The sequence below is a fragment of the Priestia megaterium NBRC 15308 = ATCC 14581 genome (assembly GCF_000832985.1).
Classification (GTDB): domain Bacteria; phylum Bacillota; class Bacilli; order Bacillales; family Bacillaceae_H; genus Priestia; species Priestia megaterium.
In genome coordinates this window covers 5,022,302-5,037,844 of the sequence record NZ_CP009920.1, presented here as the reverse complement: position 1 = coordinate 5,037,844, position 15,543 = coordinate 5,022,302, and the positions used below count along the sequence as shown (strand labels likewise).

At 39.4% G+C, this 15,543-nt stretch carries 16 protein-coding genes; 13 read left to right on the top strand and 3 right to left on the bottom strand.

The window, feature by feature from the left end:
• Positions 1–10: 10 nt before the first annotated feature.
• Entirely contained in the window at positions 11–358 is a 348-nt protein-coding gene (locus tag BG04_RS25850) for a DUF805 domain-containing protein (RefSeq protein WP_016766135.1), read from the top strand.
• 32 nt (positions 359–390) lie between these two features.
• Here the strand turns inward: BG04_RS25850 and BG04_RS25845 are convergent, their stop codons facing one another.
• A complete protein-coding gene (locus BG04_RS25845) occupies positions 391–1,575 on the bottom strand; it encodes an iron-containing alcohol dehydrogenase (protein WP_016766136.1) in 1,185 nt (394 codons plus the stop codon).
• 54 nt (positions 1,576–1,629) lie between these two features.
• Positions 1,630–2,478 carry an AhlS family quorum-quenching N-acyl homoserine lactonase gene (ahlS, locus tag BG04_RS25840; RefSeq protein WP_034651229.1) on the bottom strand — a complete coding sequence of 283 codons (849 nt, stop codon included), beginning with the start codon at positions 2,476–2,478 and terminating at the stop codon, positions 1,630–1,632.
• A gap of 324 nt (positions 2,479–2,802) precedes the next feature.
• Between ahlS and BG04_RS31555 the strand changes: the two genes are divergently transcribed.
• From BG04_RS31555 to BG04_RS25805, 8 genes are all read left to right on the top strand, one after another.
• Complete coding sequence (locus BG04_RS31555; protein ID WP_052490709.1) at positions 2,803–3,090, top strand: PAS domain S-box protein; 288 nt, start codon at positions 2,803–2,805, stop codon at positions 3,088–3,090.
• On the top strand, positions 3,054–4,190 hold the full coding sequence (locus BG04_RS25835) for a sigma-54 interaction domain-containing protein (RefSeq protein ID WP_236702273.1): 1,137 nt from the start codon (positions 3,054–3,056) through the stop codon (positions 4,188–4,190). Before BG04_RS31555 ends, BG04_RS25835 begins: the two co-directional genes overlap by 37 nt.
• On the top strand, positions 4,187–5,284 hold the full coding sequence (locus BG04_RS25830) for a sugar diacid recognition domain-containing protein (RefSeq protein ID WP_034651233.1): 1,098 nt from the start codon (positions 4,187–4,189) through the stop codon (positions 5,282–5,284). The genes BG04_RS25835 and BG04_RS25830 overlap by 4 nt, the downstream gene beginning before the upstream one ends.
• Positions 5,285–5,410: 126 nt before the next feature.
• Positions 5,411–6,679: a GntP family permease gene (locus BG04_RS25825; protein ID WP_034651235.1), complete on the top strand. Its 1,269-nt coding sequence runs from the start codon at positions 5,411–5,413 to the stop codon at positions 6,677–6,679.
• Positions 6,680–6,700: 21 nt separating this feature from the next.
• Positions 6,701–7,837, top strand: a complete 1,137-nt coding sequence (locus BG04_RS25820; protein WP_034651238.1) for a glycerate kinase — start codon at positions 6,701–6,703, stop codon at positions 7,835–7,837.
• 325 nt (positions 7,838–8,162) lie between these two features.
• Positions 8,163–9,056 carry an alpha/beta fold hydrolase gene (locus BG04_RS25815; protein WP_034655103.1) on the top strand — a complete coding sequence of 298 codons (894 nt, stop codon included), beginning with the start codon at positions 8,163–8,165 and terminating at the stop codon, positions 9,054–9,056.
• A 167-nt stretch (positions 9,057–9,223) separates the two neighbouring features.
• Entirely contained in the window at positions 9,224–9,688 is a 465-nt protein-coding gene (locus tag BG04_RS25810; RefSeq protein WP_236702272.1) for a GNAT family N-acetyltransferase, read from the top strand.
• 70 nt (positions 9,689–9,758) lie between these two features.
• Positions 9,759–9,974: a DUF3951 domain-containing protein gene (locus tag BG04_RS25805; RefSeq protein WP_034651244.1), complete on the top strand. Its 216-nt coding sequence runs from the start codon at positions 9,759–9,761 to the stop codon at positions 9,972–9,974.
• Between the two features lie 9 nt (positions 9,975–9,983).
• Here BG04_RS25805 and BG04_RS25800 read toward each other — a convergent pair whose 3' ends face one another.
• On the bottom strand, positions 9,984–10,739 hold the full coding sequence (locus tag BG04_RS25800; RefSeq protein WP_034651247.1) for a uracil-DNA glycosylase family protein: 756 nt from the start codon (positions 10,737–10,739) through the stop codon (positions 9,984–9,986).
• Positions 10,740–11,071: 332 nt separating this feature from the next.
• On the opposite strand from BG04_RS25800, the gene BG04_RS25795 reads away from it, so the two are divergent.
• From BG04_RS25795 to BG04_RS25780, 4 genes are all read left to right on the top strand, one after another.
• A complete protein-coding gene (locus tag BG04_RS25795; protein WP_034651249.1) occupies positions 11,072–12,106 on the top strand; it encodes a LacI family DNA-binding transcriptional regulator in 1,035 nt (344 codons plus the stop codon).
• A gap of 311 nt (positions 12,107–12,417) precedes the next feature.
• Positions 12,418–13,677: an ABC transporter substrate-binding protein gene (locus BG04_RS25790; protein ID WP_034651251.1), complete on the top strand. Its 1,260-nt coding sequence runs from the start codon at positions 12,418–12,420 to the stop codon at positions 13,675–13,677.
• An 89-nt stretch (positions 13,678–13,766) separates the two neighbouring features.
• Positions 13,767–14,699 carry a carbohydrate ABC transporter permease gene (locus BG04_RS25785; protein ID WP_034651254.1) on the top strand — a complete coding sequence of 311 codons (933 nt, stop codon included), beginning with the start codon at positions 13,767–13,769 and terminating at the stop codon, positions 14,697–14,699.
• On the top strand, positions 14,699–15,529 hold the full coding sequence (locus BG04_RS25780; protein WP_034651257.1) for a carbohydrate ABC transporter permease: 831 nt from the start codon (positions 14,699–14,701) through the stop codon (positions 15,527–15,529). The genes BG04_RS25785 and BG04_RS25780 overlap by 1 nt, the downstream gene beginning before the upstream one ends.
• Positions 15,530–15,543: the final 14 nt, after the last annotated feature.

Sequence of the window (15,543 nt, the reverse complement as noted above, 5' to 3'; positions counted from 1 at the left end):
GGTGTTGCATATGAAGTGGTACATAAAAGTGTTGAAAAATTACGGGACGTTTTCTGGCAGAGCAAGCCGAACTGAATACTGGATGTTTGTATTGGTCAACTTTGTTATTTCATTTATTCTTTCTTTCATTCAGTTCGTTATTGATAAGCCTCTTTTTCTGCCGGTAATCTACTCGCTATTGATTGCAGTCCCTTCGTTAGCGGTAGGAGCAAGAAGGCTCCATGATACGGGAAAAAGCGGATGGTGGCAGCTCATTACATTAGTTCCGCTTATTGGCGGTATTTGGCTAATTGTCTTATTCTGTCAGCCTAGTGACCCTAAAGAGAATCGTTTTGGTACAACGGCTAAAGCAGCATAAATAGAACTCCCCCTTAGGTAAGGGGGAGTTCTTTAGTGTAGAGGTTCTACTATAGCGCCATCATAAGCCGATTGGTAAATAGCTCGTATGTCTTTCTCATGAAGAGGCAAAGGACTGCGAGCGAGAATTCGTTTTTGCTGGACGCCATCTCCTGTCAGCTTTTGAAGGGCACTTTCTGGAATATCAAATCCGCGAAGAGTTTGAGGAATGCCCACGTCTTTGACAAGTGACTGCAGCTGTTTCACACACTGATAAGAAGCTTCTTCTTCTGATAAAGAGGTAGCGTTTCCGCCTAGTGCTTCAAAAATATCCCGCATCTTTTCCACGCAGCTGCTGCGTATGTAACCCATCACATATGGAAGCAATACGGCGTTTGATTCACCGTGTGAAATATGAAACTGTCCACCTAACGGATAGGCAAGTGCATGAACACCGGCTACGCCTGCGTTAAAAAAAGCAAGTCCCGCTAAATAGCTTCCGTAGCTCATCTGAGTTCGCGCTTCTTTATCTTTGCCGTTTTCTACAGCTGTTCTTAAAGAAGAGCTAATCATGCGTATAGCCTTTAGTGCTAAGGCATCGGTTGCTGGATTTGCATTTACTGATACATAAGCTTCAACGGCATGAGTTAATGCATCAACCCCTGTAGCCGCCGTTACTTTAGAAGGCACGCTTAGCGTAAGCTCAGGATCTACAATGGCAGCGTCTGCAAGCAAATAGTCGTGGGTCACAACGTCTTTTGTGCTTTCAAGAGATAATACAGAAATATTCGTTACTTCTGAACCCGTGCCGGAAGTTGTAGGAATTAAAATTTTAGGAAGACCTTTTTTTGAAATTTGTTTTGTACCAGTTAAGTTCAAGTATTCTTCTACAGCGCCGTCGTGAGCGGCTAAAACGGCCGTAAGTTTTGCTAAATCTAATGCGCTGCCCCCACCAACTCCAATGACTAAATCAAATTTTTGGCTTTTTGCGTAAGATACGAGTTTTTCACCAAGCGCTAAAGGCGGCTCTGGTGCCGTATCTGCGTATACATCTACTTCATACCCATTTTGGATAAGAGGAGCACTCACTTTATCTACAAGTCCAATGTCTTTTAACACGGGATCTGTGACGATTAAAATATGAGCAGGATGATATTTTTTCACTTCCGGAAGCAGTTGTTGAAGCGATCCCCATCCTGTATAGCTGAGAGGGGTGAAAACTAGTTTTGAGATGGTCATTTGTTTGCCCTCCAATTTATAGAAAAATTTTTTATCTTAAGCAGTTGCTTGATTTCACTCGTAATAACCTTCAGTAGATTTGCGGAACTGCTGAAATTGATTTGCATCGTGACCAAACCAAACTTGCGAATTAGTTTCGTAGGCTAGACGGCGTATACGTTCAACCGTGTTTGCATACCCGAGAGAGTCGTAGATAATACCGGGTGGTTTCACAGGAGGACCATAGCTCTCAGCTGTATAGATTGCATCAGATGCTAAGATAATGCCACCTGTTTCAGGCAAATGAACATGAAGGCCAAGCATACCCCAAGCATGTCCGCTTCCAAAGTTCAAGACATTAATTCCTTCTGCCAGTTTAATGGTATCTTCGTTTCGTTTAATCGTTTTCCAATGAAGGTCATTTTTTATCCACGCGTCAATGTCAGCCCAAATATAAGCACCTTCTTTTTGATTGCGTGCATAAGACTGAAGGGTGCCGTTTAACTCATCTTCATGAACAATAACAGTAGCGTTAGTGAACAATTCTAAGCAGCCAGCATGATCAAGATGAAGGTGGGAAGCAACAACAAATTTAATTTCTTTAGGATCCACCCCTAATTGTTCTAATCGATTCGGTAAATAACATTCTTCTGTAGCTGAGTAAGGAAACATTTGTTGAGTTGCTTCAGTCCAGCGCCCTTGTGGTCCCATTGATTCAGGATTGCAGGCTGTATCAAACAGAATTTTCCCTTCCGGATGATCGATTAATACAGTATAAATTGGAAACTCTACAAATTCCGTAGGTGTATGAGGGTTCTTAACAGTTGCTGGGTTATGCATTGCAAGCATCCAGTTTTTATCCATTTGCATCGAGCCGTTATCCATTACATAAAGCTTTGAGTTAGGTTTAATAATATTACACATACAATAGCCTCCTAAATGTAGCGGGATTTTTATTTGTACTTTTAAAATGACTCTGTACTGCATTTACCCTATATTCTGGAGAGAATAATCCTTTTTAGAAGGGGGAGAGACTCTCTCCTGTTCTTTCAACATACTAAACTGCAATTTCTATGCCATTATTCAGAAAGTAAATATTACGCCAGTTTTCCTTGGAGTTTTATAACCATGTGCTGAAAGTATTCACCGCTTTTAGAAGGAAAAATCCTATTGTACATTGAATGGATAGTGGTGAAAAGTTTCACCGTATATTGGCGGAAATTCACCATAAGAAAGGAATATGAAATAATGACTTCTTTTAAAGAAAAAAAAGATTTGACGAACGAAACGTTACAGGCCATTATTGAATTCTCTACGGACGGAATATATGTAGTAAATAAAAAGGGAATAACGATATATGTAAATGAAGGTTATGAAAAAATCACAGGAACCAATAAACAAAACGTATTAGGAAAGCATATGCAAACCGTTATAGATGAAGGATATATTGATCAATCTGTTTCCCTACTTGTGTTAGAAGAAAAAAACGGCGCTCTATTATGCAAACGATTTCAAGCGGAAGAGACGTTATGGTAACAGGAAATCCAGTGTTTAACAAACCAGGTGAAATAGAGCTCGTTGTTACCACTGTACAGGATATTACACAGTTAAACGCAGTTAAAAAAGAGCTGTTAAAGGTAAAAGAGTTTTCACATATGAATGCAAATAAATACGCTGTAAAAGTGAATGGGTCGGAACAGCCCCTAGTGTTTCAAAGCAATAGGATGAACTTGGTTTATCAGCAAGCCAAACGAGTAGCTCCGTTTCCTACAAGTATTCTTCTATCAGGTCCCTCAGGATCGGGAAAAGAAGTAGTCGCTAATCTTATTCATGATTCAAGCGATAGAAACAATCAGCCCTTCATTAAAGTGAACTGCGGAGCCATTCCTGAACCGTTGCTAGAATCAGAGTTATTCGGCTATGAAAAGGGAGCTTTTACTGGCGCTAGAACAGAAGGGAAAATAGGACTGTTAGAACTCGCTGATGGCGGAACCTTGATGCTTGATGAAATTGGTGAAATGCCAATTTCTTTGCAAGTAAAACTGCTTCGAGTGTTACAGGAAAAGCAGGTACAGAAAATTGGAGGAACTAAAACAAAAAGTATCGATATACGAATCATTTCGGCAACAAATCAACATCTAGGAGAGCTTATTAAAAAGGGGAGGTTCCGTGAAGATTTATACTATCGTTTAAAGGTAGTTGAAATCACCCTTCCGCATTTATCTCAACGTAAAGAGGATATTAGTTTACTCGTTGATCATTACGTTTCCTACTTTTGCAGCTTGTATTACGTCCAAAAGCGCATATCAAATAAAGCGAAGCAAATGCTAGAAGCGTACCAATGGCCGGGAAATGTAAGAGAGCTTCGAAATATGGTTGAGAATATGATTGTGTCTATTCCTGGTGAAATAATTGAAGCCCATCATTTACCTTTTCATACTTATAATGAAGATGAAAAATGTGATTATTTACCTCTAAAAAAGAAAGTGGAGCAGTTTGAACAGCGGCTCGTTAAAGAAACTATCCAACATTGTTCATCACTCCGGCAAGCAGCGAAAGAATTAGGTATCGATCATTCTACTTTGATAAAGAAACTAAAAAGATGGGAATGTAAAGAAAGAGAGGAGCAGGCTTGAGATACGTAACAAAAGAATTAGCTCAGAAAATTGTGTGTAGAACGATGGAGATTATTGATTGCAACATTAACGTAATGAACGAAAAAGGAGTCATTATTGGTTCGGGTGACAAAAATCGAATGAATCAAATCCACGAAGGAGCGCTAATGGTATTAAAAAGCGGCAGTTCCTACGAAATCACTCAGCAGCAGGCTGACTCGCTGCGAGGGGCCAAACCGGGCGTGAATTTGCCTATTTTCTTTAACGGAGAAATTGTTGGAGTCGTGGGGTTAACAGGACTGCCAGAACAAATTCGTAATTACGGAGAGCTTGTGCGCATGGCGGCTGAAATGATTTTTCAAGAAATGATTTTAATAGAGGAAATTCAATGGGATGAACGATTAAAAGAAGAGCTGGTTCATCAGCTTCTTCAACAAGAAGATCCGTTTGACTCTTTATTTTTTGACCGGGCGAATCGCTTTGATATTAATTTATACCTTCCACGAGTGGCAGTGATTGTTACAGCTGACAATCGCCATGAAGTTATGAAGCTTGTAAAGAAATACATAGCTAATAATGACTTATACGCTATGCTTCCAGACGGAGTGGTCATATTAAAATCTACAGAAACAGGCAGCGCTAGCAGCTATGCGGAACAGCTGGAAAAACAGCTTCGGGCGTCTGGGATGGTGTGTAAGTTAGCGGCAGGATCTTTTCAAGCTGATTTTAAAGGCCTTCATGTATCTTATCAGCAGGCAAAAGATACGCTTGCGGTCGGTTCAAAGCTTCATCCAGAAGCTGATTTCTACTGCTATGCGGATTATCAAATTCCCGTACTGTTACGTCAACGCGTCGGTTTTCAAGAAAATCATGATCTGTTGGATCACTATAAAAAGCTAAAGGAATATGATAAGAAAAAAGAACTTATCGAAACGTTAACGGTCTACATAGAAGAAAATGGCGAAGGAAGCACGGCAGCTAAAAAGCTTTTTATACATCGAAATACGCTAAGCTACCGTCTAGATAAAATCCAAAGCATCACGGGAAAAGATCCAAGGAAAGTAAAAGACCTCCTCGAACTGTATGTAGCGCTACTGTTATCTAAAATTTCATAATTGTGCACGTGCATAAAAGATCTTGCGATAGCAAGGTCTTTTTTTGTTGAAGTGACTAATGAAAGAATTGAAGGTAGCGCTTACAATTAGCGTTGGGGATAGAAGAAACAAGAAAGGGGATGCTTTATGGACGTTCAAGTAAGCGCATTAGGCGCGATTTGTGCATTAGTAATTGCCATTATATTAATCTTAAAGAAAGTGGCTCCTGCATACGGAATGATAGCCGGAGCTTTAATTGGAGGACTGATTGGCGGAGTTAATATTGCTGATACCGTTACTTTAATGATTGAAGGGGCACAAGGCATCATTCCCGCAGTGCTGCGAATTCTTGCAGCTGGTATATTGGCCGGGGTATTAATAGAATCAGGTGCAGCAGCGGTTATAGCAGAAACCATTGTAAAAAAACTAGGGGAAACAAAAGCGCTTTTAGCTCTAGCGCTAGCCACACTCATTCTTACGACAGTAGGTGTGTTTGTTGATGTGGCTGTGATCACAGTGGCGCCTATTGCTTTAGCCATTGCTAAACGTACGGGTATGTCAAAGCCTGCTATTTTACTAGCAATGATTGGAGGAGGAAAGGCAGGAAATTTAATGTCTCCTAATCCTAACGCTATTGCTGCTTCGGACGCATTCAATATTCCACTTACATCCGTGATGGCTGCAGGAATTATTCCCGCTGTATTTGGCGTAGCGGTCACTTATCTAATAGCCAAACGATTGGTGAAAAAAGGAACAATGGTTGAAGCTGAAGAAATAGATACAGTGGATGCAAGCAGCTTGCCGCTGTTTTTAACGGCTATCATAGCACCAATTGTTACCATCGTGCTGCTGGCACTGCGACCGCTTTTTGGCCTTAATATTGATCCAATGGTTGCGCTTCCCGCAGGAGGAATTGTTGGTGCCATTGTGATGAAAAAAGGAAAACAGCTTAATACATATGCTATTTCTGGATTAGGGAAAATGTCAGGTGTAGCCATTATGCTGCTTGGAACGGGGACACTAGCAGGAATTATTGCTAACTCCCAGCTAAAAGACGTTATTATTCAAGGCTTGTCTGCCATTGGATTGCCAGCTTATGTTTTAGCTCCGGTTTCAGGTATTTTTATGTCAGCGGCAACCGCTTCGACAACTGCAGGAACCGCAGTCGCAAGCCAAGTTTTTGGATCGACAATTTTAGAGCTAGGCGTTTCTGCTTTGGCCGGAGCTGCTATGGTTCATGCCGGAGCGACCGTACTTGATCACCTTCCGCACGGAAGCTTTTTTCACGCAACGGGTGGAAGTGTAAATATGAAAATAAAAGAACGCTTAAAATTAATACCGTACGAATCGCTTATTGGACTCATCATGGCAATTGTATCCACGCTTATATTTGGTGTATTAAAGCTATACGGCTAAAAATAAAAGGAGTGTTTGCGGATGAAAATTGTAATTGCGCCAGATTCATTTAAAGAAAGCTTAACGGCTCTGCACGTCTGTGAAGCCCTGGAAAAAGGAATAAAAACTCATTTTCCCAACGCGGAGATTAGCAAAGTACCTATGGCAGACGGTGGAGAAGGGACCGTTCAGTCGCTTGTGGACGCGACGGGCGGACAAATTATACAAGCTAAGGTAACCGGACCTTTAGGTAAAGAGGTGGAAGCTTTTTACGGAATTCTTGGAGACGGCAAAACGGCTGTTATTGAAATGGCAGCCGCTTCAGGTCTTCATCAAGTTCCTATGGATGAACGCAATCCGCTTATAACTACAACGCGAGGAACCGGGGAGCTCATTCTTAAAGCATTAGATCAAAAAGTAAAGCATATCATTATTGGCATCGGAGGAAGTGCTACAAATGATGGAGGAGCCGGTATGGTAAAAGCTTTAGGGGCAAAGCTTCTTAATACTAACGGAGCAGAAATAAAAGAAGGAGGCGGCAGTTTAAACCAGTTAGCTGCTATTGATCTTACAAACTTCGATTCTCGGCTTGCTGAAGTCAAAGTAGAAGTTGCGTGCGACGTAGACAATCCGTTAACGGGTGCAACCGGAGCATCTGCGGTATTTGGCCCTCAAAAAGGTGCAACTCCTGATATGGTTAAACAGCTTGACCGTAATCTAGCTCATTACGCAGCGGTTATTGAAAAAGAAATGGATATTCATATTCAGAACGTTCCTGGTGCGGGAGCGGCAGGAGGGCTTGGCGGCGGCCTGCTGGCATTTTTATCTGCGGAGTTAAAGCCAGGTGTAGACATTGTCATTGAAGCAACTCAGTTAGAAAGCTATATTAAAAATGCCGATCTTGTCATTACTGGTGAAGGAAGAATAGATGGTCAAACCATTTACGGAAAAACACCCATCGGCGTAGCCAAAACAGCAAAAAAGCATAGCGTTCCCGTGATCGCAATAGCAGGAAGCATTGGAGCGGGAAGCGAAGCTGTGTATGAACACGGTATTTCTGCTTTATTCAGCGTCGTGCCTGGGGCAGTGACTCTTCCGGAAGCGCTAGAAAAAGCTGGTGAAAATATTGAAAGAACGGCTAAAAACGTAGCGTCAGTTATACGCTTAGGAATCAAGTGAAGGAGTTACAGTTTTTATTGTTCCCTTTTTAATAAATAGTAAAAGGTCTCTTCCATAAGAAGAGGCCTTTTTTTCGTTTAGTGCTGAAGTAAGCTGCTATCATTCTTTTAAATTTTATATAGGAAATAGAACTAAACGTTTTCTGAAGCGTCATAGTAAGTAAGCAGTTACAAAGATTCGTTAGCATTCTCGTTGGCTTACTAACTGCTACTTACGGAAAGGAGAGGTAAACGTGCAAAAAAAGTTTAGGTTCTTGAGAATTCTACAAAATGTGATAGTAGCTATATTGGGGATATGCATCATTTGGGTTGTAACGAATCAAGTAATGACGGCAGTGGAAAAGAAAAAGTATCCGCCTATTGGTCAATTAGTAGGGGTTAATGGCAGAGATATTCATGTATATACAAAAGGTAAAGGGGAAAATACGATTGTACTACTAAGCGGCTTGGGAACGACTGCGCCTGCACTGGATTTTGAACCGTTAGTAAATGAACTGTCAAAGGATAATAAAGTCGTGGTGGTAGAACCATTTGGATACGGATGGAGTGACATTACGAATAAAAAACGAACGGTAGAAAATAGTGTAAGTGAAATGAGAGAAGCTTTGCAAAAATCGGATATAAAAGGCCCGTATATATTAATGCCGCACTCAGTTTCTGGTGTTTACAGCATGTATTACGCTAATAAATATCCAGATGAAGTAAAAGCAATTATTGGAATAGACCCTACGCTGCCAAAAGCGCTGGATTATTTTAAAGAAGAAGCGCCGAATATACCAAGTTTGATGAGTGTTTTAGCGCCAAGTGGACTTGCTCGCTTAGCCCTGCTTACTAGTCCTAATCAGTATCTACCGCTAGCCGAAGAAGGAACGTATACAACAAAAAATTTAAAAATGACAAAAGCAATCTCCAGCTGGAAAGGCTACAACAAAAACGTCATCGATGAAGCAAAAGAACTGAACAACAATATAAATAAAACCGTCGATATGTCATTTCCTTCAAAGATGCCCGTAATGATTTTTACTAGAAAAGTAGACAAAGAACCAAAAGAGGGAAAATCAAATATTACGTTTTACCAAAATCAATTAAGTCACGTATCGTCGCAAAAGCTAGTTGTTTTACAAGGACATCACTATTTACATTGGACGAAGTACAGAGAAATGAGCGAATATGTGAATGATTTTATAGATACATCTATTAATTCAAGTAAAAAGAAATAAAGTTGATTTAAGAAAAGGAGTCCTAACATTGGATCTCCTTTTTTTAGTAGAGTGAAGAACGATAACTAATTTATTCGTTCTATGTCTATAAATGTTATAATTAACCAATAACTGGAATGTTTTATATATAAATGAATTTCAAGAGAGTTGATAGGAAAAGGAGTAATATGATGAAAAGTCAAGTTCGTTTACTAAGGGATAAAGAATTAGAAGAAGCAGCAATCATCTATACAAGTGTTTTTAGTGGGTCACCGTGGAATGAGCCTTGGAGTATAAACACTGCTTATGCTCGTTTATACGATATCAGTAAAACTCCAGGTTACATAGGGATAGGTTACTTCCACAGTAAAAATAATAAACTCATAGGATTTATAGTAGGAAATGAAGAACAGTGGGCGAACTATAAGACGTTTTATGTAAATGAAATTTGTGTGTTAAGCAACACTCAGCAAACTGGCATAGGAACGAGTCTTTTATCTTTCCTTAACGAGTTACTTATACAAAAAGAAGTGAAAGAAGTCTACGTGTCTACTGAAAGAGGCCAAGGCAAACCAGAACGTTTTTTTGAAAAGAACGGTTTTGTTACTCATGAATCCCGTATACTGATGACAGTGAATGTAGATGAAATATAAGTGGATGGGTGTAGGGGATCCGCTTTGTTATTTCAGGAGGCACGGTTCATAAAGCAGGAGGAAATAATTTATGATTTTTTCGCTACTAGTTTTAGTCGCTATTTTAACGGTGAGTATTCCGCTGATGATTATTATTATTAAAACAGTTTGGCACCGAAAGCTTCCTCGTAATTACTATACGCCGTTTGACTATCTTGCTGCACAAACAGAAGAAGAGTTTCATGAAGAGCAAAATGAACGAGAACTAGAAGAAAAAGAAGGAGATGTTGCAAACAGAAAGAGCTAAAGGTCGTTTTCAACTCCTTCTGTTTACAGCCCACTCCTCCACAATTTCCGTAAATTCCCTTAGGTGTTCTTCAAATATTCGTTTTCGATGTCCGTTTGCTCCTGATGGATGTGGAAAGCCAAATAAATACGTATGCTGAGAAAGCGAAGATTCACTTGAAAGTTTTCTTAAAACATTTTCAACTGCTTTTCCTAGCGGAACGATTAAGCACGGATTCTTTATTTCGTTCAATTCCTGTGGAAACACTTCAAAAGCATAGTGTGAAAGAAGTGCTGATCGTTCAATTGGCGGCTGATGACCCGTATAGTTTTTTCCTTTGTAAAACACAGGATACTTTAATACGGACGTTGTATGCAGCATATCTCGCTGTGAAGCAAATAACTCAGCGGCACCGTTAATGCCCATGGCTTTTGCAATTCCGCATTGATCTAACATGTCTATCAAATTTACTCTCATTGTTCCGCTAAAGCTAGCGGCTTTTTTGGTTTCGTACAGGACTTGTTCAAGCGGATGATGATGAGACTGGCTGGAAACGCATTGTTTAAAAGCAGTTTTCATTTGAAACCACCCTGGTGTGATGCCCGCAATAATAATATGAGCGTCCGGATTTATGTAATCGTTATGAGGCGAGTAGTACATGCTTAGTTCCTTTTCTTGACCGATTAAAAAGTCTTTTTGCAACAGCTGTTCTTTCGTGAAATTCATATTATGTAATTGTTGAAGGGCAGGCAGACATTGTTGAAAATAAGAATGTTGGCTAATCATATGCTCTCTCTTTCCTTATCAGTATTTCTCCTTTTATTTTCCCCAACAAACCGTTTTATATCAAATATGAACAAATTCTTATGAAAATTAATATTTACTAAAAGTTTACTTAAGTTTTAGTGCGGTGTGATAAAAACAAAGTAGTAATAGCGGATTTTTGTCATTTTAACGGCGGAACTAACAAAAGAAATGAAGAATTTTGGGGAATATTTTAATAAATTTACTGAAATTTTAAAATTATTTATTGAAAGCGTTTTATTAATGTGCTATTCTTCCAATATAAGAGATAAATATTTAGTAAAAATAGAAGATTATAATAGAGAGGTAAAAAGATGGCAACTTTAAAAGATATAGCGGCGTACGCTAATGTTTCCAGTTCAACCGTATCCAGAGTACTAAATAATGATCATACGCTTTCTGTATCTGAGGTTACTCGTGAGCGCATTCTTCATGCAGCCAAGGAACTGCAATATACGCCCGTGAAGATACGAAAAGGAACGGCAAACGGAAAAGACATAGAAGCTCCAAAGATAGGTATTATTTTTGCTCAATCCCTTGAAGAAGAGTTAGTAGACCCTTTTTTTTCTTCTATTCGCCATGGAATAGAAAGTCAATGCGCAGAAAAAGAAATTTTTACAGTAAAGTCATTTAGACTAAAAGGCATGAAGCAAGAAGAGCTGCTGCAGGATCTTGATGGAGTAATTGTAGTGGGAAGAGTTAGTCCAGAAACGGTTCAAGAAGTGAGCAATCATTTAGATACTATTGTTTTTATCAATCACAAAGCGGATGAGGATTTGTACGATTCGGTCATGATTGATTTTGAGAAAGCTACTAAACATGCATTAAATCATTTATTTGACCTCGGTTATAAAAGAATTGGCTATATCGGAGGGACAGAAAGAGAACATTATATCAACGGAAGTTCTATTATTGAAGATCAGCGTCAAACGGTTTTTGAACGCGTTATGCATGAAAAAGGCCTGTTCGATTCTGAGAAAGTTTATGTCGGTGAATATTCAATGAATGAAGGATATGAGCTGATGGGACAAGCGATTAAGCAAGGAAATCTTCCTGAGGCATTTTTTATCGCAAGTGATGCAATGGCAATAGGAGCAATGCGTGCCCTGCAGCAATCAAATATAAAGATTCCTGAAGACGTAGCGATTGTAAGCTTTGATGACGTGGATATCGCAGCATTTGCGAGCACGCCGCTCACAACGGTTAAAGTATATACGGAAGAAATGGGAAGGCAGGCTGTTAAAATGCTAGTAGATCGGTTAAGCGGCAGGTCCGTTCCTTTAAAAGTCATGGTGCCGACTAAATTAATTTATCGTGAAAGCTGCGGAGCCTTACTCAAAAAACAGTAGCCTAAAAGTTATAACTTGAAAGGGGGTGATAGAAAAGAAGAATTCATACATAAAGAGTGATAAGGGGGAAGAAAAATAGAAAAAACCATAGAAAAAGCAGGTTAAAAAGCCCTAGAAACTACATACTTATTGGCAGATAAGTATGTAAATGAAAAAGCTTTTTCATCTCTAGGACTCTTTGAACCTTTGTAAAAGTATAGGATTAAATTATAAGTGACTTTATTTCGTTGTGCAATGAATTTGTCTACGTATAAATAACTGAATATTCAGTTATTTGTGTCTTGATAGAGTATAAGGAGGAAAAAAGATAAATGAAAAAGCTTACGTATCTTTTCGTTCTATTACTAGTCTTTTCTGTTGTGGCAGCGGGCTGCGGAAATAAAGAAGCGGCAACAGGCGGAAATGGGAAAACAACGTTAACGCTTTTTTCTACGATGAGTAATAAAGGCGAGAGAAAAGCGCTTCAAAACGCGATTGCAGAATTTGAAAAACAAAATCCAGATATTAAAATTGATGCAAATTTTCCGGGTAACGGCTATGAAGATATGCTTCGTGTGAAAATGGGTGCAAATGATATGCCTGATTTATTTGATACGCACGGCTGGTCTCAGCTTCGCTACAGTGAGTATGTAGCAGATTTAAAAGATATGGATTGGGTTCAGCATTTGGATCCGGCGCTAAATCAAATTTTAAAAGATAAAAGCGGCAAAGTGTATGCGTATCCTTTAAATCAAGCAAAAGACGGAATTAGCTATAATGCGACGCTGTTAGAAAAATACGGAATAAAGCCTCCTAACACAATGGATGAATTTATAACAGCGTTAGAAACAGTAAAAAAGAAGAGCAAAGGAGAAGTAGCGCCTCTATGGATTCCAGGAGGGGAAAACGGCAATATTGCTCAAGTGTTTGATCAGCTGGCTACACCTCAGCTTATTACAGCAAAAAATAAGAACTACGCTAAGCAGTTGGAAAAAGGAACATTTAATTGGTCAAACTACACGCCGCTAGCGGAAACAATGGCAGAAATGAAGAAGAAAGGGCTGCTGAATGAAGATGTATTAACCGCAAAAGTATCTCAAGCAACGGAATTAATGGCTCAAAATAAAATTGCTTTCACATTTGTGGGCGGATCTCTTGGACCGGATGCAACAGAATTAAATCCTGAAGTAAAAGTAGGAACGGTACCGGTGCCTGCTATTCATAAAGGCGGTACGCAAAGCTGGATCGGCGGAGAGCGCTTTACCCTTGCTGCGTGGAAAGATTCTAAGCACCTTAAAGAAGCCAAGAAATTTATTGAATTTGTGTCACAGCCGGAAGTTGCCAAAAAGATTGCCGAAGGAACGTCTTCAGCATCGGCTCTGACAAACAATAAAACACAAAACTACTACTCTAAATACTACGATAAGTATAGCGATATTAAAGTTGAGCCATACTTCGACCGGAAGTATTTACCGAGCGGCATGTGGGCAGTGATGTCTTCTACAGGTCAAGAATTGCTAGCGGGAAGTTTAACGCCAAAGCAATTATCAAAAGAGATGGAAAAAGAGTACAAGCGTCTCAGTAAACAATAAAATAGTGTGCAAAAGTTCCTTGTTCGCCGAGAAGCAGGGAGATAGACTTCTGCATCTTTTCAACACAAGCTGAAATAGGAGTGAACACGATGAATGAATTAGTCAGGAAAGGGCCGGTTTCTGTAGTAAGAGATACGAAAAAACGAAAGAAAAAATTAAAAACAGAGTCCTCTTTATGGTGGATGTACCTTCCCGGCTTAGTAATTATCACCGTTTTTATTATCTATCCCTTTATTAACGGAATTAGACTTTCCTTTACTAATTGGAATGGATTTTCACAAACATATGATTGGATTGGGGTCCAGCAGTATAAACGTTTGCTTGCAGATCCAACGACTTGGCTTGTGATAAAAAATACGCTGCTCTACGGAATAGGCAGTACTATTTTTCAAAATATTATAGGCTTGTTATACGCTTTGCTTCTCAATCAAAGCATTAAAATGAAAGCTGTAACAAGAACAATTGTCTATCTTCCAGTTATTATCAGCCCAATTATTATGGGGTATATCTGGTACTTCTTTTTTGCCTACCAAGGAGGCGCTTTAAATGACCTTCTTGTGTTTTTAGGCTTTGAGAAGATTAATGCTTTGGGAACTCCAGAGCTTAACTCTTGGATTATCGTGTTCGTCAATACGTATCAATTCGTTGGAATTGCGATGATTATTTATTTAGCGGGGCTGCAAAGTATTTCAAAAGATTACTACGAGGCAGCGCAGCTTGACGGAGCATCTGCTCTTCAGCAGTTTAAAAACATCACGCTTCCATTGCTCATGCCTTCTATTACAATTAACGTCGTTTTAAATATTATCGGGGGTTTAAAACTGTTTGACGTCATTGTTGCGCTGACAGGAGGAGGACCTGGAGATGCATCGCAGTCGATGTCTACTTTTATGTATGACTTATATTTTAGAAGACAGGACGCCGGCTATGCAGCAACTCAAGGTGTGTGCATGGCGCTTATTATCTTAGTCATTAGCTTATCAGCACTTGTGTACTTTAAACGAAAGGAGACAGAAGCGTGATGGACTATACAAATAAACGGAAAAAACGATTTTTTACCTTTCTAGCGCTTTGTATAACGCTCGTTCATATTGTCCCTTTTTATATTCTAGTTACGACTTCTTTAAAAGCAACCGGGGATTTTAGTTCCAAATGGGTATTTCCAAAAAGCATACACCTTGAAAATTTCACAGCGGCTTGGGAGCAAGCGAATTTAGGCAGTTCTTTTATGAATACGTTTATCATTACGTTCGTTTCGGCGGTTCTGCTTATTTTTTTAGGATCAATGGCTGCGTATCCTCTAGCGCGCCGCCAAACGAAACTAAATAAGTACGTCTATTTTATCTTTATCGCCGTGATGGTAATACCGCCTTTAACAGCGTTAGTTCCCCTGTACAAAATGGTTGTAAATATGGGGATGATGAACACATACCAAATTGCTATTTTAAATAATGTCGCAGCATTTTTGCCGCTAACAATCTTTTTGTATGCGGGTTTCATTCGCTCCACTATTTCTAAAGAGCTCGAGGAAGCAGCAAGAATTGACGGTGCCGGCACGTTAACGATTTTCTTTAAAATCGTATTTCCGCTGCTAAAGCCTGTTACTGCGTCCATTTTAATTATTGCCAGCGTCTACATTTGGAACGACTATCAGTTTGCAATTTTCTTCCTTCAAGATAAGGAAATGCATACATTAACCGTTACGTTAGCAAGCTTTTTTGCCGAAAATCAAAATAATCTTAGCTTAGTAGGAGCAGCTGCGATTATTGCGATGCTTCCAATGACCATTTTATTTTTAGTGCTACAAAAATACTTTATTGCAGGGCTTTCATCAGGATCTGTAAAAGGATAAAAACAATACGAGGA